General features: G+C 73.1%; 19 protein-coding genes. 10 read left to right on the plus strand and 9 right to left on the minus strand.

What is annotated here, in order from left to right:
* Positions 1-247 precede the first annotated feature (247 nt).
* On the minus strand, positions 248-850 hold the full coding sequence (locus ACZ7RU_RS25660; protein ID WP_470343309.1) for a superoxide dismutase: 603 nt from the start codon (positions 848-850) through the stop codon (positions 248-250).
* Positions 851-1013: 163 nt separating this feature from the next.
* On the opposite strand from ACZ7RU_RS25660, the gene tsaD reads away from it, so the two are divergent.
* From tsaD to ACZ7RU_RS25680, 4 genes are all read left to right on the plus strand, one after another.
* On the plus strand, positions 1014-2081 hold the full coding sequence (tsaD, locus tag ACZ7RU_RS25665) for a tRNA (adenosine(37)-N6)-threonylcarbamoyltransferase complex transferase subunit TsaD (protein WP_470343310.1): 1068 nt from the start codon (positions 1014-1016) through the stop codon (positions 2079-2081).
* 148 nt (positions 2082-2229) lie between these two features.
* Positions 2230-4470: a M9 family metallopeptidase gene (locus ACZ7RU_RS25670; protein WP_470343311.1), complete on the plus strand. Its 2241-nt coding sequence runs from the start codon at positions 2230-2232 to the stop codon at positions 4468-4470.
* A gap of 522 nt (positions 4471-4992) precedes the next feature.
* Positions 4993-6039 (plus strand): cytochrome P450, encoded by a 1047-nt coding sequence (locus ACZ7RU_RS25675; protein WP_470343312.1) that lies wholly within the window; start codon positions 4993-4995, stop codon positions 6037-6039.
* A gap of 81 nt (positions 6040-6120) precedes the next feature.
* Positions 6121-7128, plus strand: a complete 1008-nt coding sequence (locus ACZ7RU_RS25680) for a JmjC domain-containing protein (protein WP_470343313.1) — start codon at positions 6121-6123, stop codon at positions 7126-7128.
* A 12-nt stretch (positions 7129-7140) separates the two neighbouring features.
* On the opposite strand, the gene ACZ7RU_RS25685 is transcribed toward ACZ7RU_RS25680, so the two are convergent.
* Positions 7141-9102 carry an ATP-binding cassette domain-containing protein gene (locus ACZ7RU_RS25685; protein ID WP_470343314.1) on the minus strand — a complete coding sequence of 654 codons (1962 nt, stop codon included), beginning with the start codon at positions 9100-9102 and terminating at the stop codon, positions 7141-7143.
* Between the two features lie 352 nt (positions 9103-9454).
* Here ACZ7RU_RS25685 and ACZ7RU_RS25690 point away from each other — a divergent pair, with 352 nt between their 5' ends.
* Complete coding sequence (locus tag ACZ7RU_RS25690; protein ID WP_470343315.1) at positions 9455-10000, plus strand: hypothetical protein; 546 nt, start codon at positions 9455-9457, stop codon at positions 9998-10000.
* A gap of 76 nt (positions 10001-10076) precedes the next feature.
* Here ACZ7RU_RS25690 and katG read toward each other — a convergent pair whose 3' ends face one another.
* Positions 10077-12293 (minus strand): catalase/peroxidase HPI, encoded by a 2217-nt coding sequence (katG, locus tag ACZ7RU_RS25695; RefSeq protein WP_470343316.1) that lies wholly within the window; start codon positions 12291-12293, stop codon positions 10077-10079.
* A 287-nt stretch (positions 12294-12580) separates the two neighbouring features.
* Here katG and ACZ7RU_RS25700 point away from each other — a divergent pair, with 287 nt between their 5' ends.
* The gene (locus ACZ7RU_RS25700) at positions 12581-12994 is read left to right on the plus strand and encodes a Fur family transcriptional regulator (protein WP_470343317.1); all 414 of its coding nucleotides are present in this window, start codon (positions 12581-12583) and stop codon (positions 12992-12994) included.
* A gap of 61 nt (positions 12995-13055) precedes the next feature.
* Here the strand turns inward: ACZ7RU_RS25700 and ACZ7RU_RS25705 are convergent, their stop codons facing one another.
* On the minus strand, positions 13056-14426 hold the full coding sequence (locus ACZ7RU_RS25705) for an NAD(P)-binding domain-containing protein (RefSeq protein ID WP_470343318.1): 1371 nt from the start codon (positions 14424-14426) through the stop codon (positions 13056-13058).
* Positions 14427-14557: 131 nt separating this feature from the next.
* Here ACZ7RU_RS25705 and ACZ7RU_RS25710 point away from each other — a divergent pair, with 131 nt between their 5' ends.
* Positions 14558-14917, plus strand: coding sequence for an ArsR/SmtB family transcription factor (locus ACZ7RU_RS25710; protein WP_470343319.1), 360 nt, complete (start codon positions 14558-14560; stop codon positions 14915-14917).
* A 92-nt stretch (positions 14918-15009) separates the two neighbouring features.
* Here ACZ7RU_RS25710 and arsB read toward each other — a convergent pair whose 3' ends face one another.
* Both arsB and ACZ7RU_RS25720 read right to left on the minus strand, forming a co-directional pair.
* The gene (arsB, locus tag ACZ7RU_RS25715) at positions 15010-16104 is read right to left on the minus strand and encodes an ACR3 family arsenite efflux transporter (RefSeq protein ID WP_470343421.1); all 1095 of its coding nucleotides are present in this window, start codon (positions 16102-16104) and stop codon (positions 15010-15012) included.
* Positions 16098-16403, minus strand: coding sequence for an ArsR/SmtB family transcription factor (locus tag ACZ7RU_RS25720; RefSeq protein WP_470343320.1), 306 nt, complete (start codon positions 16401-16403; stop codon positions 16098-16100). Before ACZ7RU_RS25720 ends, arsB begins: the two co-directional genes overlap by 7 nt.
* A 145-nt stretch (positions 16404-16548) precedes the next feature.
* Here ACZ7RU_RS25720 and ACZ7RU_RS25725 point away from each other — a divergent pair, with 145 nt between their 5' ends.
* Both ACZ7RU_RS25725 and ACZ7RU_RS25730 read left to right on the plus strand, forming a co-directional pair.
* Complete coding sequence (locus ACZ7RU_RS25725; RefSeq protein ID WP_470343321.1) at positions 16549-16983, plus strand: arsenate reductase ArsC; 435 nt, start codon at positions 16549-16551, stop codon at positions 16981-16983.
* Positions 16984-17084: 101 nt separating this feature from the next.
* Positions 17085-17705, plus strand: a complete 621-nt coding sequence (locus ACZ7RU_RS25730; protein ID WP_470343322.1) for an L-threonylcarbamoyladenylate synthase — start codon at positions 17085-17087, stop codon at positions 17703-17705.
* Here the strand turns inward: ACZ7RU_RS25730 and ACZ7RU_RS25735 are convergent.
* Entirely contained in the window at positions 17665-19035 is a 1371-nt protein-coding gene (locus tag ACZ7RU_RS25735; RefSeq protein ID WP_470343323.1) for a cytochrome P450, read from the minus strand. The two genes, ACZ7RU_RS25730 and ACZ7RU_RS25735, sit on opposite strands and share 41 nt — an antisense overlap.
* Positions 19036-19117: 82 nt before the next feature.
* Here ACZ7RU_RS25735 and ACZ7RU_RS25740 point away from each other — a divergent pair, with 82 nt between their 5' ends.
* The gene (locus ACZ7RU_RS25740; protein ID WP_470343324.1) at positions 19118-21202 is read left to right on the plus strand and encodes a tetratricopeptide repeat protein; all 2085 of its coding nucleotides are present in this window, start codon (positions 19118-19120) and stop codon (positions 21200-21202) included.
* On the opposite strand, the gene ACZ7RU_RS25745 is transcribed toward ACZ7RU_RS25740, so the two are convergent.
* Positions 21130-21966 carry a helix-turn-helix domain-containing protein gene (locus tag ACZ7RU_RS25745; RefSeq protein WP_470343325.1) on the minus strand — a complete coding sequence of 279 codons (837 nt, stop codon included), beginning with the start codon at positions 21964-21966 and terminating at the stop codon, positions 21130-21132. The two genes, ACZ7RU_RS25740 and ACZ7RU_RS25745, sit on opposite strands and share 73 nt — an antisense overlap.
* A gap of 77 nt (positions 21967-22043) precedes the next feature.
* On the minus strand, positions 22044-22814 hold the full coding sequence (locus tag ACZ7RU_RS25750) for an SDR family NAD(P)-dependent oxidoreductase (protein ID WP_470343326.1): 771 nt from the start codon (positions 22812-22814) through the stop codon (positions 22044-22046).
* Positions 22815-22838 lie beyond the last annotated feature (24 nt).

Consider the following 22838-nt stretch of genomic DNA (forward strand, 5'->3'; position numbering starts at 1 on the left):
GGCGGCGGCAGCAGCAGCGGACGGGCCGGGAGGCCGTTGCCGGCCGGTCACCGGCGGTGGTCCGAGCGAGCGTAGGGAGCGCACGCGACCGGCGGGCGAACGGCGGGTGGCGTCCGGCCTGCGGCGGGGTGCATCGGCTGTGTCCGGCGTCAACTCCCGTGCGGGAGGCGCACGGCAGGCCCACGCAGGACAGGGGAAGACCCCGGACCGCCCGACCGGTCCGGGGCCCTGCGTCACCTGATGCGGGTCAGGCGCTCTTGACGGCCGCGAAGCGGTCCGAGACGTCCTGCCAGTTGACGACGTCCCACAGGCGGGTGACGTAGTCCGGGCGGACGTTGCGGTACTGGAGGTAGTACGCGTGCTCCCAGGCGTCGAAGGCCAGCAGCGGGGTGGTGTTCTGGCCGACGTTGCCGTGGTGGTCGTAGACCTGCTCGACGATCAGGCGCTGACCGAGCGGCTCCCAGGACAGGATGCCCCAGCCGGAGCCCTGCACACCGGTGGTGGCGGTGGTGAGCTGCTTCTTGAAGGCCTCGAAGCTGCCGAAGTGCTCGGTGATGGCGTCGGCCAGCTCGCCCTCGGGGCGGTCGCCGCCCTCGGGCGAGAGGTTCTGCCAGAACAGCGAGTGCAGCACGTGGCCCGACAGGTGGAAGGCGAAGGTCTTCTGCAGGCCGACCAGGCCGCCGAACTGCTCCTTGTCGCGGGCCTCGGCCAGCTGCTCCAGCGTGTCGTTGGCGCCCTTGACGTACGCGGCGTGGTGCTTGGAGTGGTGCAGCTCCAGGATCTCGGCCGACATCGCCCGCTCCAGCGCGGAGTAGTCGTACGGCAGGTCGGGAAGCGTGTAGGTGCCCATCAGGACACGGCCCCTTTCGGCGGGTTGAACGGTGGTGATCGTGCCGGGACAACACTATTGCGTATCAGTTGCAGGAACGAAGCATGGGCTCCTGCTTATTCCTCACATCCCGTCGGGCACAATGGTCACCGTTCCGTGTAATGACCGACAAGGGTGAGTGACTGTGACAGGGTCGCCGGTGGTGCTGGGCATCGAGTCCTCCTGCGACGAGACCGGAGCGGGCCTGGTCCGCGACGGCGTGCTGCTCGGGCAGGCGGTGGCCTCGTCGATGGACGAGCACGCCCGTTACGGCGGGGTGGTGCCCGAGATCGCCGCCCGGGCGCACGTCCACGCGATGGCGCCGGTGGTCCGGGAGGCGCTGGACCGGGCCGGGCTCACCCTGGCGGACGTCGGCGCGGTCGCGGTGACCACCGGCCCGGGGCTGGCCGGGGCCCTTCAGGTGGGCGTGGCCGCCGCCAAGGGGTACGCCTTCTCGCTCGGCGTCCCGCTGTACGGCGTGCACCACCTCGCCGGGCATGTCGCCGCCGCCACCCTGGACGGCGGCCCGTTGCCCGACCCCTGCGTGGTGCTCATCGTCTCCGGCGGCCACACCTCGCTGCTGCTGGTGCGCGACCTGGGTCGGGACCCGATCGTCCACCTCGGCGACACCCTGGACGACGCGGCCGGCGAGTGCTTCGACAAGGTCGCCCGGGTCCTGGGGCTCCCCTACCCGGGCGGCCCGGCGATCGACCGCGCCGCGCGCGGGGGCGACCCGACGGCCGTCCGGCTGCCCCGCCCGCTGACCGGGCCGCGGGACGACCCGTACGCCTTCTCCTTCTCCGGCCTGAAGACCGCCGCCGCCCGCTGCGTCGAGGCCCGACGCGAACCCCGGGTGCCGGACGTGGCGGCCTCGCTGCAGGAGGCGCTCGCGGACGTGCTGACCCGCAAGGCGGTGCGGGCCTGCCTCGACCACGGGATCGGCACCCTGGTGGTGGTCGGCGGGGTCGCGGCCAACTCCCGGGTGCGGGCGCTGGCCGAGCAGCGGTGCGCGGCGGCCGGGATCGCGCTGCGGGTGCCGCCGCTGCGGCTGTGCACGGACAACGGCGCGATGGTGGCGGCGGTCGGCGACCTGCTGGTCCGCTCGGGCGCGGAGCCGGCTCCGGCGGACCTGTCGGTGGATCCGTCGGCGCCGCTGGAGTTCGCGGCCCTCACCCCCCGGACCCTCACCCCGCCGCCGCTCGCCCGGACCTGACAACGTTTCGGTCTCGCCGCCCGGCAATCCGTTCCCGGGGCTTCCCTCCGTGTTCTCCGCTGTGCCATTTTACATGTCACACAGCAAGGCCCGTGCGCCCCACACAGCACGGCCGCCCCCACCCCAACGGCCCCGGAGGCCCCCACAGATGCGTCCCTCCTCGACAGCGAAGGACGGCGCGCGCAGACTCCCTGCGCTCGGCACCGCCCTCCTCCTCTCGCTCGGCCTCTTCGCACCGGCGGCGCACGCCGCCACCGCCGCCGCCCCGGCCGGGAAGGCCGCGCCGCGTACGATCCCCGTCCCCAAGTCCCCCGACACCCCCAAGGACGCCCGCCCGCTCGCCTCGGACCCGCGGGCCAAGGCGACCGCCCCGACGGCGGGCAGCTCCGTCGGCACCGCCCCGGCGGCCCGGGCGCTCACCGCCGCCTGCGACGTCTCCGCCTTCACCGGCAAGTCCGGTGCCGCGCTGGTCCAGCAGGTCAAGGCGGCCGGGCTCGACTGCGTCAACTCCCTGTTCACGCTCACCGGCAACGACGCCAAGGGCGCCTTCAACGAGGCCCAGATGGTCACCGTCGCCAACGCCCTGCGCGACACCGCCGCCACCTACCCCGGCGACGACTCCACCTCGGCCGGGCAGCTGGTGCTCTTCCTGCGGGCCGGCTACTACGTGCAGTGGAACCACGCGGACGCCGTGGGCCCGTACGGAGCCGGCCTCCAGAGCGCCATCCGTGGCGCGCTGGACGCCTTCTACGCCGCCCCGCACAGCAGGGACGTCACCGACGCCAACGGCGCGACCCTCGCCGAGGCCGTCACCCTGATCGACAGCGCCCGGGAGAACGCCCGCTACACCGGCGTCGTCAAGCGGCTGCTGAACGACTACACCGGCAGCTGGCCCGCCGCGATGACCAGCGCCGTCGCCAACACCGAGACGGTCGTCGAGCGCGGCTTCGAGCTGCCGGAGTTCGTCTCCGCCCTCCAGGCCGACCCCGCCTTCGCCACCACCGTGTCGTCCTTCGTCACCCGCAACAGCGGTGTGATCAACGGCGGCGACGTGGTCACCAGGATCGGCATCCAGCTGGGCAACCTGGTCGCCAACGACGCGCTGCGCGCCCAGGGCCGGCCGATCGTCAAGGACCTGATCAACCGCTACCCGCTGGTCGGCAACACCGGTCCGCTCACCATGAACCTGCTCTGGTTCACGGAGAACAAGGACAGCGGCAACTGCTCCTACTACGGCACCTGTGACGTGCCGGCCAAGCTCGTCCCGCTGGTGCTCACCGTCGACCACACCTGCAACGCCAACCTGCGCATCCGTGCCCAGGAGATGACCGCGCAGCAGCTCACCGACACCTGCACCAGCCTGGTCAACCAGGACGCGTTCTTCCACAAGGTCGTCAAGGACAACGGCGCCGTCGCCAACGACAACAACACCAGCCTGGAGGTCGTCGTCTTCGACGACTACTACAACTACAGCCTGTACGCCTGGGAGATGTACAAGATCGCGGTCGACAACGGCGGCATGTACGAGGAGGGCGACCCGGCCAAGGCCGGCAACCAGGCCCGCTTCATCGCCCACGAGGCCTCCTGGCTGCGCCCCGCGTTCCAGATCTGGAACCTCAACCACGAGTACACCCACTACCTCGACGGCCGGTACGACATGTACGGCGACTTCGAGGCCGGCATGACCACCCCGACCATCTGGTGGGTCGAGGGCCTCGCCGAGTACGTCTCCTACAGCTACCGCGGCGCGCACTACGACGACGCGGTCGCCCAGGCGGGCAAGGGCACCTACGCCCTGAGCACCCTGTTCGACACCACCTACGACAACGCGGACTCCACCCGCATCTACAACTGGGGCTACCTGTCCGTCCGTTACATGCTCCAGTCGCACCCGCAGGACGTCACCGCGCTGCTCGCCAAGTACCGCGCCGGTGACTGGAACGGCGCCCGCACCCTGCTGAAGACCACCATCGGCACCCGGTACGACGCCGACTTCGCCGCCTGGCTCAAGAAGTGCGGCGCCGACGACTGCGGCTCGCTGCCCGCCGACCAGGCTCCCCTGTGCACGGCCGCCGACGCCCGGCAGTACGACAAGAACTGCCGCCGGGACAGCGTGGCCGCCACCACCGGGAACTACGCCTACAGCTTCCTGTACCTGCCGGCCGGCGTGCGGCAACTGACCGTCACCACCAGCGGCGGCACCGGCAACGCCGACCTGTACTACAACGGCGGGACCTGGGCCACCACCGGCTCGTACCTGGCCAAGTCCACCAACAGCGGCAACGGCGAGACCCTCACCGTCACCGACCCGCCGTCCGGCTGGGTGTACTTCAGCCTCTACGGGCAGCAGGGCTTCGGCGGCGTCACCGTCACCACGTCCTACAACTGACCGACCGCGCCGTACGCGCAGCAGAGGGCCCCGCGGCTTCGCGGGGCCCTTCCGCGTTCCCGGACCGGGCCCCCACCGCACTTTTCCAACGGTTATAACGATTCAACCACCGAATAGGCCGCTAACACGGCGCAGAGATCGCATACTTCTCTGCCGAAGGGGTGTCCGGAGGGCGAACTTTCGGTTAGGGTCCATGACCAGATGAACCCGTTCGGCGACCCGGCAACGGAATGCCGAATATCTCTGACGGCACGGGTGCGGCATTTTCGCCGGGCCCGCGATCCCAGGAATGGAGAGTAGTCATGAAGATGATCAAGACGCTCGTCAAGAAGTTCAAGAAGAACGACGACCTCGCGAACCACGCGTGGGTGCTGCACGTCATCTGACGTGGTCAGCCGTCGGCGGGGGCCCGGGTCGGCCGCGTCCCCGCCGACGCCGCGGCGTGTCCGGAATTCCTCCGGACACCGCCCCGAATGCATTTCCCAGTCATTTCGAAATGGAGGCCGGAGTCCCGTGGAAGAAATGGCGACGGCGACCGCTCCCAGCCATTCCATCGTGTTCGCCCCGAGGATTCAGGACCTGCTGGCCAGGGACGAGAAGGTGTTCCGGATCGACCCGGCCAAGGTCGGCGTCGCGGACTCCCGGCTGATGGCCGAAATCGTCGCGGCCCGACCTGTCCTTTCCACCGAGCGCTCGGTCTACAAACCCGCCGCCGGCGCCGACATCCCCCACGACAGCGCGACCCGGACGATTCGGGCGCTGGGGCAGGACGCCATGGCGGGAATCCGGAAGCCCCCGCCCCCGGCCCGCGGGATGGCCGGCCCCTGGCCGTACGCGGGCACCTCCTACCTGCGCCGCTGGCTGTTCTCCGCCGACCCGCTGCCGGTCTCCCTGCTGTCGAAGCGCGGCGTCACCCGCTCCGACACCCTCTCCCGGCTGGTCGACCGCGCCGTCACCGTCTGGCCCGGCTCCGCCGGCCAGGACGGTCGCACCGCGCTGGCCGGGCTGATCCACGACGCCCACGACCCGCTGGAGCGCAAGCAGGCCGTCGCGATGTACCGGCGGGCGACGGCCACCCTCTGCGACGGCGTGGCCGCGCTGACCGGCAACGCCCTGTGGCTCATGGGCCCGGACCGGGACCGGCCGGAGGCCCGCGCCGGGCTCACCACCGTCCTCTGGGAGACGCTGCGGCTGCTCCCGCCGGCCTGGATGCTGTACCGCAACGGCGGCGCGGCGTACACGGAACTCCACCCGGAGATCCGGCCGGAGGACGACGTCGCGCTCTTCCCGCTGCTGATGCACCGCCACCGCGACTACTGGGCGGACCCGCTGGAGTTCCGCCCCGAGCGGTGGGACGGCGTCGCGGACCCGGAGAGGACGCCCGGGTTCATGCCGTTCGGTTTCGACGGCGCCCGCTGCTGGGCCAAGCACCTGGTCGTACCGCTGGCCGAACGGCTGCTGACCGTCGCCCTGGACAACCGCCTCGTCGTCCACACGCCGCAGCCGCAGGCCCAGGTGCCGCTGCGCTCCCTGCTCTCCGTACGGTTCGAGGCGCGGGTCGGCAGCTGACGCCCGGGGCCCCAGCCACCCTCGGGCGCCCCCGGCACCCCCGACGGCCCGGAACGCCCCTGACACCACGGGACACACACCATGGAATCGCCCACACTGGCCGACTGGGTCGGCGACGTCCGCGGCTTCACCGGCCGCCAGTGGCAGCGCGAGCCCGCGCTCTTCCCCCGGGAGGACCCCGCGGCCTCCGCCCCGCCGTTCGACCTCGACGAACTGGACGCCGCCTTCGACGGCGGGCTGCTGCGCACCCCCTACCTGGAGCTGGTCCGCTCCGACAAGGTCACCATCCCGCCCGAGGCCTTCACCACCTCGCGCACGGTCAACGGCGTCACCCACCACGGCTTCGCCGACCGCGCGAAGGTGCTCGCCCTGCTGCGCGGCGGCGCCACCCTGCTGCTGCGCTGCGTCGACCAGTGGCACCGCCCGACCGGCGACCTGGTCGCCCGGCTGTCCGAGGAACTCGACCGGCGGGTGGAGGCCTTCTTCTTCGTCACCCCGGCCGGCGGCCAGGGCCTCGCGGTGCACCGCGACGACGCCGACGTGTTCGTCCTCCAGGCCGCCGGGCGCAAGACCTGGTACGTCCACGACGCACCGACGACGGCGGACTGGCGGCTCGGCGAACTCCCGGACGACGAACGCTCCCCGCTGCGCCTGCACGGCGTCCTCGAACCCGGCGGCGTGCTCTACGTCCCGCGCGGCTTCGCGCACCGCGCGGTCGGCGCCGGAGGCCTGTCCGCCCACCTGTCGCTGACCGTCCGCGACCTCTCCCTCCAGGACCTGCGCACCGCCCTGGAAGGGCAGTTGACCGCAGGCCTCGGCCTGCCCGCCCGCCCGCTCGGCGAGGCCGCGATCACCGACGCCTGCGCCGCCCTGCTCGACCACGCCCGCGCCCGGCTCGACGCGCTCGGACCGGAGGACCTGCTACGCGCCGCCCGGACCCGCCCGCCGGCCCCCCGAGCCACCACGGAGACCCTCGCCGAGGCGGCCCGGACCTGGGAGCCCGGTGCGCCCGCCGCCGGACGCACCGGGCCGTCCTCCGTCAGCCGGACCTGGCGCAAGCTGCGCGGCGCGGCCCGCGCCAGGGGCTGACGGCCGGACCGGTCAGCCGTTCTCCCCGGCCCGCTGGGCGGGGATCGAACGGTCCCGCTGGAGGTCCAGCAGTTCGCGGAACAGGCCGTCCGGGCGGGCGGCCAGCTCGGACCAGGTCCCGGACTGGACGATCCGGCCCTGGTCCATCACCAGCACCCGGTCCGCGACCGCCGCGTTGGCGATGTTGTGGGTGACCAGCAGGATGATCCGCCCGGGGGCCAGGTCGCGCAGCGCGTGCAGGATGCGGTGCTCGGCACGCGGGTCCAGGTCGGAGGTCGGCTCGTCCAGGATCAGCAGGCCGGGGCTGCGCTCCGTACGGTAGAGCGCCCGGGCGACCGCCGCGCGCTGCCAACCCCCGCCGGACAACTCGGCGCCGCCCCACCACCCTTGGGCCAGCAGGGTGCGCCAGCCGGAACGCAGCCGGGCGACCACCTCGTCGAAGCCGGTACGGGCCGCGGCGTGCTCGACGTCCGCCATCGGCCGCTCGGTGAGGTGCCCCAGGTGGACGTTCTCGGCGGCGCCCAGCGGCCAGCGGGCGAACTCCTGCGGCACCCGGGCCACCCGGGCCCACATGGCGTCCGCGTCCAGCTCCTCCACCGGGACGCCGTCCCAGGTGATCCGGCCGGACTGCGGCAGGTAGAGGCCAGAGAGCAGTTTCAGCAGCGTCGACTTGCCGCTGCCGTTCTGCCCGATGACGGCGACCACCTCGCCGGCCCGCAGGGTCATGCTGATCCCGCGCAGCGCCGGCTCCTGCTGCTCGCCTGGGTAGCGGTGGACCAGGTCGGTGACCTCGACCGACGCCGGTGCCGCGGGGACCAGTTCACCGCGCCGGATGCGGTGGCCGCCGGCCTCGTCCAGGAAGGTGAAGTAGTCGTCCAGGTAGAGGCCCATCCGGTAGAGCCGGGCGCCGTTGCCGACCAGGCCGTGCAGGCCGGTGGCGGCGGTGCGCAACGCGAAGGTGGCGGTGCCGGCGGCGGCCAGGTCGATCCGGCCGCTCGCGACCAGGTAGAGCAGGGTGCCCCAGATCAGCGCACTGCCCGCGCCGGTGCCGAGCGCGGCCAGCAGCGAGACCCTGGCGGCCTCCCTGGTCGCCCGGTCGGTGGCGGCGACGATCTTCTCCTCGGCGCGCCGGTACTTGGACATCAGGAACGGCGTGACCTGGTCCGAACGGACCTGGTCGGCCCGGGTCTTGTCGACCAGGAACCAGCGGTAGACGCGCAGCGCCCCGCGGTCCTCGTTGGTGGTCACCGCCGCCAGGTAGTGGATCCGGGCGGTGCGGACGGCGCCGACGCCGGTGGGCACCGAGCCGAGCAGCAGCAGCGGCACCAGCCAGGGGTGCAGGGTGGCCAGGACGCCCGCGGCGGCGGCCAGCGAGACGGTGGAGGCGATCACGTCCTGGGCGTTGGAGAGCAGGTCGGGCGTGGTGGAGGCGCCCCGGTCGGCGGCCTCCCACTGCTCGTTGTACGCGGGCTCGTCGTACGCCTTCAGCTCGGCGGCGCACCCGGCCGCGATCAGCGCCAGCTCCGCCTCCCGGGTGATCCGCGGCGAGACCCGCCCGGACAGGCCGACCACGGCGATGCCCAGGACGGCGCGCAGCGCGGCGGAGACGGTGAGCAGCAGCAGCGAGGGCGCGGCGGTGCGCAGGTGCTCGGTGACCGGGCCGGGCACCAGCAGCGCGCCGAGGGTGCCGGTGGTGGCGTACAGCGCGAGCGCCCCGAACACGCCGGCCAGCGCCTGGCAGACCAGCAGCAGCACGGTGGACGTCCGGTCCGCCGCCCAGGCCAGCGTCAGCGCCCGCCGCACCAGGTGCGGCAGGCGGCGCAGCATGGCGCTCGCCGACATCGCGGCGCCGGCCCGGGCGCGGCGGTCTCCGGGGAAGCGCAGGCGCAGCTCCTCGTCGTGCTCGGGCTCGTCGCGCTCGGGCCCGTCCGTCCCGACGGGGGCTCGGTGGGGACTCACGTCCTGCTGGGACACGGTGTTCCTCCCTGGTACGGCGGCCGGGGCCGCGGTGGATCCGCACGCGGGCAGCCCTCGGCGCCGGGCGGGCGCGGTAGGTCGGCAGCGGTGCCGGCGGGCACGCCGCGAGGGGCGGTCCGCCGGTGCGGACCCCGATCCTGGCAGCGGCCCGCGGGGCCGACCGGCGTGTCCCGGTCGGTCTCACTCGATCCGGGCAAATCCGTGTCGGCGACGGCGAGTTGGTGGCAGTCGATCACCGGGGAGGTCCGTGATGTTCGATTCGCCCCGCGGGCTCCGGGGTGGCAGCGGCCCGCACCGAGGGTCACGATGGAAGCCCGGCCACCGCCGGCCCCGGCCCGATCGGAGCGACATGAGCGACCAGCACAACGTCGTCCTGCTGACCTTCCCCGACACGAGTGCCTGGCGCCCGGCCTTCGACGAGGCGCAGCACCTGCCGGGCCTGCGGATGGTGGCGGCGATGGAGCGCAGCGCCGACGGCCTGCTGGAGGTCAGGGACACCTTCACCCGGGGTGCCGGCATGACCACCGTCGGTTCGGGCGTGCTGGGCGGCCTGATCGGGCTGCTCGGCGGGCCGGTCGGCGTGCTGCTGGGCTTCGCGGCGGGTGCGGCGCTCGGCAACGCGGCCGAGGAGCACCAGGCGGTCGAGGGCGGCGCCGGGCTGATCGTGCTCTCGCCCCGGGTGCCGGACGGCGGCGCGCTGCTCGCCCTGGAGGTCAGGGAGTCGGCGCCGGGACCGGCCGACGAGCTGGCCGCCCGGCACGGGGCCGCGGTGGAGCGGATCGACGCCCACGACTTCGCCGAGCGGATCCGGGCGGCCGAGCAGCGGGCGGAGGAGGAGACGGCGGCCGAGCAGGCGGCCGGCGGTGAGGGTCAGGGCCGGAAGGGTGAGGGCTAGCGACGGCGGGAGCCCGGGGTCGACGTCCCCGGGCTCCCGCCGTCAGCTGCTGCTGCTACGGCCGATCAGCCTCCGGTCAGACGAGGTCGAAGCGGTCCGCGTTCATGACCTTGACCCAGGCCGCGACGAAGTCCTCGACGAACTTCTCCTTGGCGTCGTCGCTCGCGTACACCTCGGCGACGGCCCGCAGCTCGGCGTTCGAGCCGAACACCAGGTCGGCGCGGGTGCCGGTCCAGATGACCCGGCCCGACTCGTCCCGGCCCTCGAAGGTGTGGGCGTCCTCCGAGGTGGCCGTCCAACTGGTGCCCAGGTCCAGCAGGTTGACGAAGTAGTCGTTCGTCAGCACGCCGGGGGTCGCGGTGAACACGCCGTGCGCGGACCCGCCGTGGTTGGCCCCCAGCACTCGCAGGCCGCCGACCAGCACGGTCAGCTCGGGCGCGCTGACGCCCAGCAGGTTGGCCTTGTCGAGCAGCAGGTACTCGGCCGGCAGCCGGTTGCCCTTGCCGACCCAGTTGCGGAAGCCGTCCGCCCTGGGCTCCAGGGCGGCGAAGGACTCGGTGTCGGTCAGCTCCTGCGGCGCGTCCACCCGGCCGGGCGTGAACGGCACCTCGACGGCGTGGCCGGCCGCCTTGGCGGCCTGCTCGACCCCGACGCCGCCGGCCAGCACCACCAGGTCGGCGATCGAGACCTGCTTGTCGCCGGCCTGCGCGTTGAACTCCTGCTGCACGCCTTCCAGGGCGCGCAGCACCGAGGCCAGCTTGTCGGGCTCGTTGACCTCCCAGCCGATCTGCGGCTGGAGCCGGATCCGGCCGCCGTTGGCGCCGCCGCGCTTGTCGCTGGAGCGGAAGGAGGAGGCGGCGGCCCAGGCCGTGGAGACCAGGTCGGACACCGGGAGGCCGGTGGCGGCGATCCGCCGCTTGAGGTCGGCGACGTCGGCCGCGCCGATCGGCTGGTACGTGACCTCCGGCAGCGGGTCCTGCCAGAGCAGGTGCTCGCTGGGGACCTCCGGGCCGAGGTAGCGGACCACCGGGCCCATGTCGCGGTGGGTCAGCTTGTACCAGGCGCGGGCGAAGGCGTCGGCGAACTCCTCCGGGTTCTCCAGGAAGCGCCGGGAGATCGGCCCGTAGACCGGGTCGAAGCGCAGCGACAGGTCGGTGGTGAGCATGATCGGCACGTGCCGCTTGTCCGGGTCGTGGGCGTCCGGGACGGTGCCCTCGCCGGCGCCGTCCTTGGGCTTCCACTGGTGGGCGCCGGCCGGGCTCTTGGTGAGCTCCCACTCGTAGCCGAACAGCGTCTCGAAGAAGCTGTTGTCCCAGGTGATCGGGGTGGGCGTCCAGGTGCCCTCCAGACCGCTGGTGATGGCGTCTCGGCCGACGCCGGTGCCGTAGCCGCTCTTCCAGCCGAGGCCCTGCTGCTCGATCGGGGCGTCCTCGGGGGCCGGGCCGACATTGTCCGCCGGGCCGGCGCCGTGGGTCTTGCCGAAGGTGTGGCCGCCGGCGATCAGCGCGACGGTCTCCTCGTCGTTCATCGCCATCCGGTAGAAGGTCTCGCGGATGTCGCGGGCGGCGGCGATCGGGTCCGGGTTGCCGTTGGGGCCCTCGGGGTTGACGTAGATCAGGCCCATCTGGACGGCGGCCAGCGGGTTCTCCAGCTCGCGGTCGCCGGTGTAGCGCTCGTCGCCGAGCCAGGTGGTCTCGGGGCCCCAGTAGACGTCCTCGTCCGGCTCCCACTCGTCGACCCGGCCGCCGCCGAAGCCGAAGGTCCGGAAGCCCATGCCCTCCAGGGCCACGTTGCCGGACAGGACGATCAGGTCGGCCCAGGACAGGGCGCGCCCGTACTTCTTCTTCACCGGCCACAGCAGGCGGCGGGCCTTGTCCAGGCTGGCGTTGTCGGGCCAGCTGTTCAGCGGGGCGAAGCGCTGCTGGCCGCCGCCGGCGCCGCCGCGGCCGTCGCTGATCCGGTAGGTGCCGGCGCTGTGCCAGGCCATCCGGATGATGAAGGGGCCGTAGTAGCCGAAGTCGGCCGGCCACCAGTCCTTCGAGGTCGACAGGACCGCCTGGATGTCCCGCTTGACGGCCGGGAGGTCGAGGGTCTTGAAGGCCTCGGCGTAGTCGAAGTCCGCACCGAGCGGATTGGCCACGGCCGGGTTCTTCGCGAGGATCTTCAGATTGAGGCGTTCCGGCCACCACTGGCGGTTCCCGCCGCCCTGGGTGGGGTGCGGCGCACGCCCGTGGTTCACCGGGCAGCCCTCCGCCTTCGCCTCTACGCCGGTTGCATCGTGGATGTCAGACATGGGAATCCTTCCCTCAAGGCGGATCACGGTGTCTTCTCTGCTACCTACGGCACCTACTGCTGCTGTCTGGTCCCAGCGCGCCACGTGTCGCCCCTGCTCGCCGCCGCGTACGGCAGTGGCAGGAGTCACGTGCTGCTGCTACCCAGGCTAGCGCCGGAGCCGATCCTACGATGGACGGAATCCAAGTCAAGAAAGCCACCAAAGCCATAACCGATCGGGTTCCGGAAGGGGCCGGATCCGCATTGGTAAACTTCGGTCCTCCCCTTGACCTGAATAGGTGAACCGTTATGAGTGACCTGCTGGAGCGGCTGCGCGGGCGCGGCTGGCGTCTCACCTCCCAGCGGCGTGTCGTGGCCGAGGTCCTGGACGGCGAGCACGTGCACCTGACCGCCGACGAGGTGCACGCCCGGGCGGCGGAGCGCCTGCCGGAGATCTCCCGGGCGACGGTCTACAACACGCTCGGTGAGCTCGTCACCCTGGGTGAGATCATCGAGGTGTCCACCGACGGGCGCGCCAAGCGTTACGACCCCAACGCGCACCGCCCGCACCAGCACCTGATCTGCACCGGCTGCGGCGCCATCCGCGACGTCCACCCGCAGGGCAACCCGCTGGCCGACCTGCCGGCCGAGCAGCGCTTCGGATTCGCCGTGTCCCAGGCGGAGGTCACCTACCGGGGGCTGTGCCCGGACTGCTCGGGCTGATCGTTTCCGCGCACGGCGGTCCCGCGCGCCGAGCAGGACCGCCCGGCCCGGCGCGAGCCGGTCAGCAGCCGCCGGGCGAGCAGGACCCGCCGGTGGGGGCGGCGCCGAGGGTGATCAGCCCGGGTGCGGCGGGGGTGCCGCAGCAGCCGCCGTCCTGGTCTCCGGCGGGTTCGTCGTAGAGGCCCGCGCCGCCGCAGACACCGGTCTCGGGGAGGGTGAGTTCGACGCGGGCGGCGGCCTCGTGGTCGCCGGCGAGGGCGGCGGCCACCGAGCGGACCTGCTCGTAGCCGGTCATCGCGAGGAACGTCGGGGCGCGGCCGTAGGACTTCATGCCGACGAGGTGGACGTCCTTCTCGGGGTGGGCGAGCTCGTTCGCGCCGTGGGGGTAGACGGTGCCGCAGGAGTGCTGGTTGGGGTCGATCAGCGGGGCGAGCGCGACCGGGGCCTGGAGGCGGTCGTCGAGTGCGAGCCACAGTTCGGTGAGGAAGGACAGGTCGGGTCGCAGGCCGGTCAGGACGACGATCTCGTCCAGGCCCTCGGCGCGGTGGCCGTCCTCGGAGACCAGGGCCAGCCTGCCGTCGGCGGCCCGTTCGACGGCGGCGGTGCGGAAGCCGGTCAACGCCCCGGCGTGGCCGCCCTCGACGGCGGCCTTGGCGGCGAGGCCGAGGGCGCCGCGGGCGGGGAGCTGGTCGGTGGTGCCGCCGCCGAAGGTGGAGCCGGTGAGGCCGCGCCGCAGCACCCACACGACGTGGGTGCCGGGCTCGTCCTTCGCGAGGTCGGCGAGCTGGGCGAGGGCGGTGAACGCGGAGGCGCCGGTGCCGACGACGGCGGTGCGCCGGCCCGCGTACCGGGCGCGGACGGCGGGGTCCCGGAGGTCGGGGATGCGGTAGGAGACGCGGTCGGCGGCGGCGCGCTCGCCGAGGGCGGGCAGGCCGTTCGCCCCGAGCGGGTTCGGGGTGGACCAGGTGCCGGAGGCGTCCACCACCGCGCGGGCGAGGAAGCGCCCCTCGCCGCCGTCGGCGCGGTCGACGTGGACGGTGAAGGGCTGCTCGTCGCGGCCGGCGTCCACGATGCGGTCGCGCCCGGCGCGGGCGACGCCGGTCACCCGGGTGCCGTAGCGGACCCTGTCGCCGAGGGCGTCGGCGAGGGGCTGAAGGTACCGCTCGGCCCAGTCGCCACCGGTCGGGTACGCGGCGCCGTCGGGCCGGGTCCAGCCGGTGGGGGCCAGGAGCTTCTCGGCGGCGGGGTCGACGACCTCCGCCCAGGGCGAGAACAGCCGCACGTGCGACCAGGAGCGCACCGCGGTGGCGGCGGACGGGCCGGCTTCGAGGACGAGCGGCTCGATGCCGCGCGCCAGGAGGTTCGCGGCGGCGGCGAGGCCGATCGGGCCGGCGCCGATGACGAGGACGGGCAGGTCGGTGTCGGAGGTCATGGCGTCTTCTCCCTTTCGCTGGGCTTCGCTGGGCGGAGGGCGCGGGCCGCCGTCCGGCTGATTCGACAAGCGTCGATGCACTGACACTTCCGACCTTGCCACCGGGATTCGACGGATGTCAACATAGACGTATGTCGAATTCGAGGATCGAGCTGCCGGTTCCCGCGCCGGAGGTCGTGCCGTGCTGCCAGCCGCTGACCGCGGCGGAACTGTCCGAAGCCGACGCGGTGAGGACGGCGGCGATGTTCAAGGCCCTGTCGGACCCGGTGCGCCTGCGGCTGTTCTCCAAGGTCGCCTCGCACGAGGGCGGGGAGGCGTGCGTGTGCGACATCCAGGACGTCGGCGTCTCGCAGCCGACCGTCTCCCACCACCTGAAGAAGCTGCGCGAGGCCGGCCTGCTCGCGTCCGAGCGGCGCGGGACGTGGGTGTACTACCGGGTCGAGCCGTCCGCGGTGGCCGGCCTGGCCGCTCTGCTCGACCTGAACCGCTGACCCGGGCCCCACCCCTCCCGCCGGGGCCTCCGTCGCCCGCCACGGGGGGGTGGGGCGTCACCGAGCGGCCCTGGCGTTCGCGCGGCGGGTGGTCAGTTCGCGGGGGCGAACCTCTTCCGCCAGGCCAGGGAGACGTGGACCAGGGCGATCAGGACCGGGACCTCGATCAGCGGGCCGACGACGCCGGACAGGGCCTGGCCGGAGGTGACGCCGAAGGTGCCGATCGCGACCGCGATGGCGAGTTCGAAGTTGTTGCCGGCCGCGGTGAACGCGAGCGTCGTGGTGCGGTCGTAGCCGAGGCCGAGGGCCTTGCCGAGGGCGAAGGTGCCGAACCACATGATCGCGAAGTAGGCCAGCAGGGGCAGCGCGATCCGGGCGACGTCCAGTGGCCGGGAGGTGATCGTCCCGCCCTGGAGGGCGAAGAGGATCACGATCGTGAACAGCAGCCCGTACAGCGCCCAGGGGCCGATCCTCGGCAGCAGCCCGGCCTCGTAGCGCTCGCGGCCGAGCCTCTTCTCGCCGAGGCGGCGGGTGAGGAACCCGGCGAGCAGCGGGATGCCGAGGAAGACGACCACGTTGAGGGCGATCCTCCCCGTGGAGACGTCGAGGTGCCGGCCCTCGCCGAGGCCCAGCCAACCGGGCAGCAGGTCGAGGTAGAACCAGCCGAGCACGCCGAACATGACGACCTGGAAGACGGAGTTCAGGGCGACGAGGACGGCGGCGGCCTCGCGGTCGCCGCAGGCGAGGTCGTTCCAGATGATCACCATGGCGATGCAGCGGGCGAGACCGACGACGATCAGGCCGGTGCGGTACTCCGGCAGGTCCGGCAGGAGGATCCACGCGAGGGCGAACATCACCGCCGGACCGACCAGCCAGTTGATCACCAGCGAGGAGACCATCAGCCTCCGGTCGCCGGTGACGGCGTCGAGCCGGTCGTAGCGGACCTTCGCCAGGACCGGGTACATCATGACCAGCAGACCGAGCGCGATCGGCAGGGAGATCCCGCCGATCTCGACCTCGGCGAGGGTGTCGTTCAGGCCCGGGACCAGGCGGCCCAGCCCGAGGCCGGCGGCCATCGCGGCGAGGATCCACACCGCGAGGTAGCGGTCGAGGAAGGACAGCCCGCCGGCGACCGACGCCGTGGCGGGGCCCGCGGCCGGCGCGGGGTCGGTGCGGGCGGTCAACAGGACCTCTTCGCGTCGGCGTTGGCGCGGGCGGTGGAGGCGAGGTCGGCGAACTGCCCCGACAGGGACTCCAGCACCTCGGGCCTGAGCCGGTAGTACGTGAACCGGCCGCAGGGCTCGGTGTCCACCACCCCGGCCTCCCGCAGCACCTTGAGGTGGTTGGAGAGGTTGGTCTGGCGGGCGCCGGTCTCCTCCACCAGGTGCGTGGTGCACAGGGTCTCGCGGGCCAGCAGGGTCACGATCCGGAGCCTGAGCGGGTCGGACAGCACCCGCAACAGCTCAGTGTCGACTGACATCACCATGGGCTGATACTTTCACATCAGCCGGGGCTGACACCAGCGACGGCTGACCCCTCATACCGCCGCCTCCTCCGCCCGACCGCCCTGGTGATCCTTGAGGGCACCGCCCCGGGCCGGACGCCCGACACCGAACGAGAGACCGCTCACCATGACCGCCGCCGCGCCGCTCGCCTCCGTGCTGTTCGTCTGTGTCCACAACGCCGGCCGCTCCCAGATGGCCGCCGGCTTCCTCACCCACCTCGCCGGGGACCGCGTCGAGGTCCGCTCCGCCGGCTCCGCCCCCGGCCACGAGGTCAACCCGGCGGCCGTCGCCGCGATGGCCGAGGCCGGCATCGACATCTCCGACCAGAAGCCGAGGATCCTCACCGTCGAGGCCGTCCAGAGCTCCGACTACGTCATCACCATGGGCTGCGGCGACGCCTGCCCCTACTTCCCCGGCAAGGAGTACCTCGACTGGAAGCTGGACGACCCGGCCGGCCAGGGCGTCGAGGCGGTCCGCCCGATCCGCGACGCCATCAAGGCCCTGGTCGAGCAGCTGGTCGCCGGGATCGACGCCAAGGCCGCCGCAGGACACGAGGGCTGACGTCGCGCGCCGTCAAGGCGCCGCCGCTGCGGCGCGTTCGACCGGCCGGAACGCGTCGCGGCTGCACCCTTCGACCGCCGGCATCCCGTAGGGTCGGCAGAATGGCGAAGTACTTCGACGTGCACCCGGACTCCCCCCAGCCGCGCACCATCGGCACCGTGGCCGACAGCCTCCGCTCCGGGGCCCTCATCGCGTACCCGACCGACTCCTGCTTCGCGCTGGGCTGCCGGCTGGACAACCGCGACGGCCTCGAACGGATCCGGTCGATCCGGCGCCTCGACGAGCGCCACCACTTCACGCTGATGTGCGTGGACTTCGCGCAGCTGGGGCAGTTCGTCCAGCTCGACAACAACGTCTTCCGCGCCGTCAAGGCCGCGACGCCGGGCAGCTACACCTTCATCCTCCCGGCCACCAAGGAGGTTCCGCGCCGCCTGATGCACCCGAAGAAGAAGACGGTGGGCGTCCGGATCCCCGACCACGCCGTCACCAGGGCGCTGCTCACCGAACTCGGTGAGCCGCTGCTCTCCAGCACCCTGATCCTCCCCGGCGACGACGAACCGATGACCCAGGGCTGGGAGATCAAGGAACGCCTCGACCACGTGCTGGACGCGGTGGTGGATTCGGGCGACTGCGGTACCGAACCGACCACGGTCGTCGACTTCTCCGGCGGCGCGCCGGAGATCACCCGCCGGGGGGCCGGCGACCCCGCCCGCTTCGAGTGACGGGCCGCACGCACCCGCGGGCCCCGTCTCGACTCCACTGGATCTCCAGCGACTTGAGACCGTTCTGGAAGTTGGAGACCAACCGTACGGGTGCCGCTCCCGGAGTGAGCTCCAGGTCGGGCAGCTCGGCGACGACCCGCCGGAGCAGGGCCGACATCTGGATCCTGGCGAGCTGCGCGCCCACGCAGAAGTGCGGGCCGAAACCGAAGCTGACGTGGTCGTTCGGCGTACGGGTGATGTCCAGGCGATCCGGTTCGGCGAAGACCGATCCGTCGCGGTTGGCGGAGGCGTGGTACACGACCACCTTGTCACCACGGCGGATCGGCCGCCCACCGAGTTCGAGGTCCCGCGCTGCCGTGCGCCGGAACTCCATGACGGGCGGCCAGAACCGAAGCAACTCCTCCACCGCCGACGCGACCAGGTCCGGCCGCCGGCGGAGCAGACGGTACTGGTCGGGGTGGGTGAGCAGGGAGTACAGCCCACCCGGCAGCCCGTTGCGCAGGGTCTCGTTGCCGGCGACTCCGAACAGGAAGAACATCGTCTCGAACTCGGCGACGCCCAGCCCGGCTTCCCGCATCCGGGCCACGATGCTTCCGGCCGGGGGCCGTTCGGCGAGGGCGTGCGCGTAGGCGAACATGTCCGCGAGGGCCGCACGCGAACGCGGGTTGACCGGGCGGCCGTCGGGGGTGGTGAGAGCCTCCGGGCGGCGGGCCAGCGCGGCCCGGCCGAGGTCGGTGAGCCCGGACGGGTCGGCGGTGCTGGACCGGGCGTGATCGGGATCCTGGTAGCCGATGACCCGGTTCGACCAGTCGACCAGCAGCTGCCGGTCCTGCTCGGGCACGCCCAGGATCCGGGCCAGTGTCCACACGGGCAGGTCGGCGGCGAGCGGCACGAAGTCGGCCCCGCCGCGCGGACGGACCGCGGCGACGAGTTCGGCCGCCCGCCGCTCGACGTCCTCGCCCAGCTCCCGGAGCGCCCGCGGGGTGAACGCGGCCGCGACGGCCCGGCGCAGCCGGGAGTGGTCGGGCGGGTCCTGGTTGAGCATCATCGCCCGGGCGAACTCCAGGTCCGCCGGCGTGTCGGGGTCCCGGATCTGGGTCGCCCCCAGGTGCGAGGAGAAGTCCGCCGGGCTGCGCAGCACGTGCTTCACGTCCGCGTGCCGCAGCACCGCCCAGTACCCCGGCCCGCCGGGCCAGTCACCGACGGGCGGCTCCTCGACCCACCAGACGGGAGCGGACTCCCGTAGCTCCCGCAGGAGTTCGTACGGAACACCGCGGGCGTAGGTGTCCGGCAGGAAGATCTGGTTCACGTACGCCTGGTCGAGGGTCACGTGGACGGACGGTACGGCAGGGCCAGTTCGGCTTCCATAATGGAGGCCGAATTCGGCGGGCCGGGCGGTCGGGGGTGAGCACGTGCAGGAGGGGTGGCAGGTCAGGAACGGCATCGACGGTGACGCCACCGTGTACGGCGGTGCGTACCAGGCCGGGGAGATGACCGTGCACCAGTACGCGGCGCCGGCCGGCGCCGGGGTGCAGTGGCCGATGGTGATCGGGCGGATCCCGCCCAGGGCGACCGCGTTCCAGCCCCGGGAGGAGCTGCGGCGGGCGATCGACGAGGCGCGCGGGCAGTACGGGACGGTGGTGCTGAGCCAGGTGCTGGCGGGCGGCGGGGGCGTCGGGAAGTCTCAGCTGGCGGCGCACTACGCGCGCGAGGCCATCGACGCGGGCACCGATCTGGTGCTGTGGGCCGACGCCGCCGAGCCGTCCGCCGTGACGGACCTGTACGCCCGGGCCGCGCTGGCGGTCCGGGCGCCGGGGGCGAACGGCGAGGCCGAGCAGGACGCCGAACGCTTCCTGGACTGGCTGGCCGCCACCGAGCGCGGCTGGCTGATCGTCCTCGACAACACCACCGAGCACACGCCCGAGCAGCTGTGGCCCGTCACCAGCCGGGGCGGCCGGGGGCGGGTCATCGCGACCACCCGTCACCGGGGGGCGGCCAGTACGGGCGGTGACCGGATGCTCGTGGACGTCACCACGTACTCCCCCGCCGAGTCGGCCGCCTACCTGGCCGAGCGGCTGGCGCGGGCGAAGTGCGCCCACTTCCTGGACGAGCGCGCGGAGGAACTGGCGGAGGAACTGGGCCATCTGCCGCTCGCACTGGCGCACGCGGCGGCCTACATGGTGAACACCCGGCGCAGCTGCGGCCGTTACCTGGAGCTCTTCCGCGACCGCTCGCGCAGCCTGGACGCCGTCCTCCCGGCCCGCTCCGGCGCCGACGGCTACCGGGGCCCGGTGACGGCGGCGCTGCTGCTGGCCCTCGACGCGGCGCGGCAGGAGGAGCCGGTCGGGCTGGCCGGGCCGGTCCTCCAGCTGGCGGCGCTGCTCGACCCCGCCGGGCATCCGGAGAAGTTGTGGGGCACGGAGGCGGTGCTCGGCCACCTCGGCGGCGTTCGCGGCGCGCCGGTAGCGGCGGAGGACGCGTTGGACGCGCTGGCCGTGCTGCACAACTACAGCCTGGTCACCCTCACCGGGACCGCCAACCGGGAGGTGACCCTCCACGCGCTCACCGCCAGGGCCGCCCTCGACACCGGTCCGGACGGACGGCTGCCCGCCCACGTGGCCGCCGACGGCCTCCTCGAACTCTGGCCGAGCGCGGACTACAGCGCGACGGGTCTGGCCGCGACCCTCCGGGCCAACACCGACGTGCTCGCCGGGCACAGCACCTCCGAGCTGGTCCAGCCGGCCCTGGGGATCCACCCGCTGCTGTTCCGATGCGGACTCAGCCTCGTGGAGGCCGGGCTGTACACCACCAGCATCCAGCACTGGAGCGGTCTCTCCACCACGAGCGGGCTCGCTCTGGGCGACGACCATCCGGACACCCTCACCGCCCGCAACAACCTCGCGCACTCGTACTGGGAGGCCGGCCGCACCGACGACGCGGTCGCCCTCCAGGAGCAGGTCCTCGCCGACCGCCGGCGTATCTTCGGCACCGACCACCCCGTCGTCCTCATTGCCCGCCACAATCTCGCCGCCACGTACTCGGACATCGGGCGCGTCGAGGACGCGATCACCCTCCAGGAGCAGGTCCTCGCCGACCGCGAGCGCGTCCTCGGCACCGACCACCCCGACACCCTCACGGCTCGCAACAACCTGGCCGCCAACTACTCGGACATCGGACGCGTCGACGACGCCCTGAGCCTCCAGGAGCAGGTCCTCGCCGACCGCCGACGCATCCTCGGCGCCGACCACCCCGCCACCCTGCGCGCCCGCCACAGCCTGGCCGTCATCTCCTGGAACGCCGGGCGCCCGGACCGAGCGGTGGAGATGGTCCGCGAGACGGTGGAGGATCTCGACCGCGTCCTCGGGCCGGACCATCCGGACACCGTTCTGGCCAAGGCGAACCTGCTCGACCTGATCCGAGAACCTCAGCCCGACGCCGCCCAGGACAGCAGCAGCCGCAGCCCGTCGTCCGAGGGCGATCCGGGGTCGGCGGTGTAGGTGACCAGGGCCTGGCCGGGGTCGTCGGCGGGGCGGAGGGTGTCGTAGGCGAGGTCCAGGGTGCCGGCCAGCGGGTGGCGGAAGGACTTGCGGCCCGAGGTCTTGTCGGCGACCGGGTGTTCGGCCCACATCTGCTGGAACTCGCCGCTGCCCAGGCAAAGTTGGCCGACGAGCTCGGCGAGCAGCGGGTCGTCGGGGCGGCGGCCGGCCTCCAGGTGGAGGAAGGCGACGTTCTCCCGGGCGCAGGCGGCCCAGTCGGCGTAGAGCTCGCGGGAGGACGGGTCGAGGAAGGTGATGCGGGCGATGTTGCGGTCCTCGACGGGCAGGGCGCCGTAGTCGCCGAAGAGCGCCACCGCGGCGCGGTTCCAGGCCAGGATGTCCATCCGGTGGCCCATCACCACGGCCGGGGTGTCGTGGAGTTGGGCCAGCAGGTGCAGCAGGGAGGGGCGCGGCCGCTGGCGGGTGACGGGGCGCCGGGGGCGGGCCGCGGGGCGGGCGAGGCGGTGGAGGTGGCCGGACTCGTCGGGGGCCAGGCGCAGGGCGCGGGCGACGGCGTCGAGGACGGCGTCGGAGGGGTTGCCGACCCGGCCCTGTTCGAGCCGGGTGTAGTAGTCGACGCTGACTCCGGCGAGGTGGGCGAGTTCCTCGCGGCGCAGTCCGGCGACGCGGCGGCGGCCGCCGTAGTCGGGGAGGTCGACGTCCTCGGGCCGCAGGCGGGCGCGGCGGGTGCGGAGGAATTCGTTCAGGGCGCTGCTCGGGTTCACGTCATGGATTCTCACCCGGACGGGTGCGGCTGTGCCTGGCCCTGTCAGGACCAGGCACAGCGGGGGCGGTCGGCCGGTCAGCCGGTCAGGGACGGGAAGGCCGGGACGAGGCCGCCGTCGATCACGACGTCCTGGCCGGTGATGTACGAGGAACGCTCCGAGAGCAGGAAGGCGACCGTCTCCGCGACGTCCTCGGCGGTGCCCAGCCGGCCGAGCGGGACGTGGCGGCGGATCGGCTCGTGGTCGGCCGGGTCGGGGACGGCCGCGTGGAACATCTCGGTGACGATGTAGCCGGGGCTGACCGAGTTCACCCGGATGCCGCGCCCGGCCAGTTCGCCGGCGAGGGTGCGGGCGAGGCTGAGGACGGCGGCCTTGCTGGCGGCGTAGACGGCGGCGCCGGGCAGCCCGCGGTGCGGGGTCCAGGAGGCGTTGAGGACGACCGAGCCGCCGCCGGCCGCGGCCAGCAGCGGCAGGGCGTGCTGGACGGTGAAGAAGACGCCCTTGAGGTTGGTGGCGACGATCCGGTCGAACTCGGCCTCCGCGACGTCCTCGACCGGCTGGAAGCCGGCCACGCCCGCGTTGGCGAAGACGCCGTCGAGCCGGCCGTACCGCTCCTGCACGGTGTCGGCGAGCCGGGCGAGGTCCGCCGGTACGGAGGCGTCGGCGCGGACGGCGAGCAGCCGGTCGCCGGCGTCGAGCTCCGCCGCGGCGCGGGCGAGCCGGGTGTCGTCGCGGCCGGTGATCACGACCCGGGAGCCGGCGGCGAGCAGGTGGCGGGCGGTGGCGAGGCCCATGCCGCTGGTGCCGCCGGTGACCAGGACGGTGGTGTCGGAGGAAGTGTGACTCATGGCGTCCACCCTCGCGACCCGCGC

The sequence above is a fragment of the Kitasatospora sp. NPDC114501 genome (assembly GCF_055633695.1).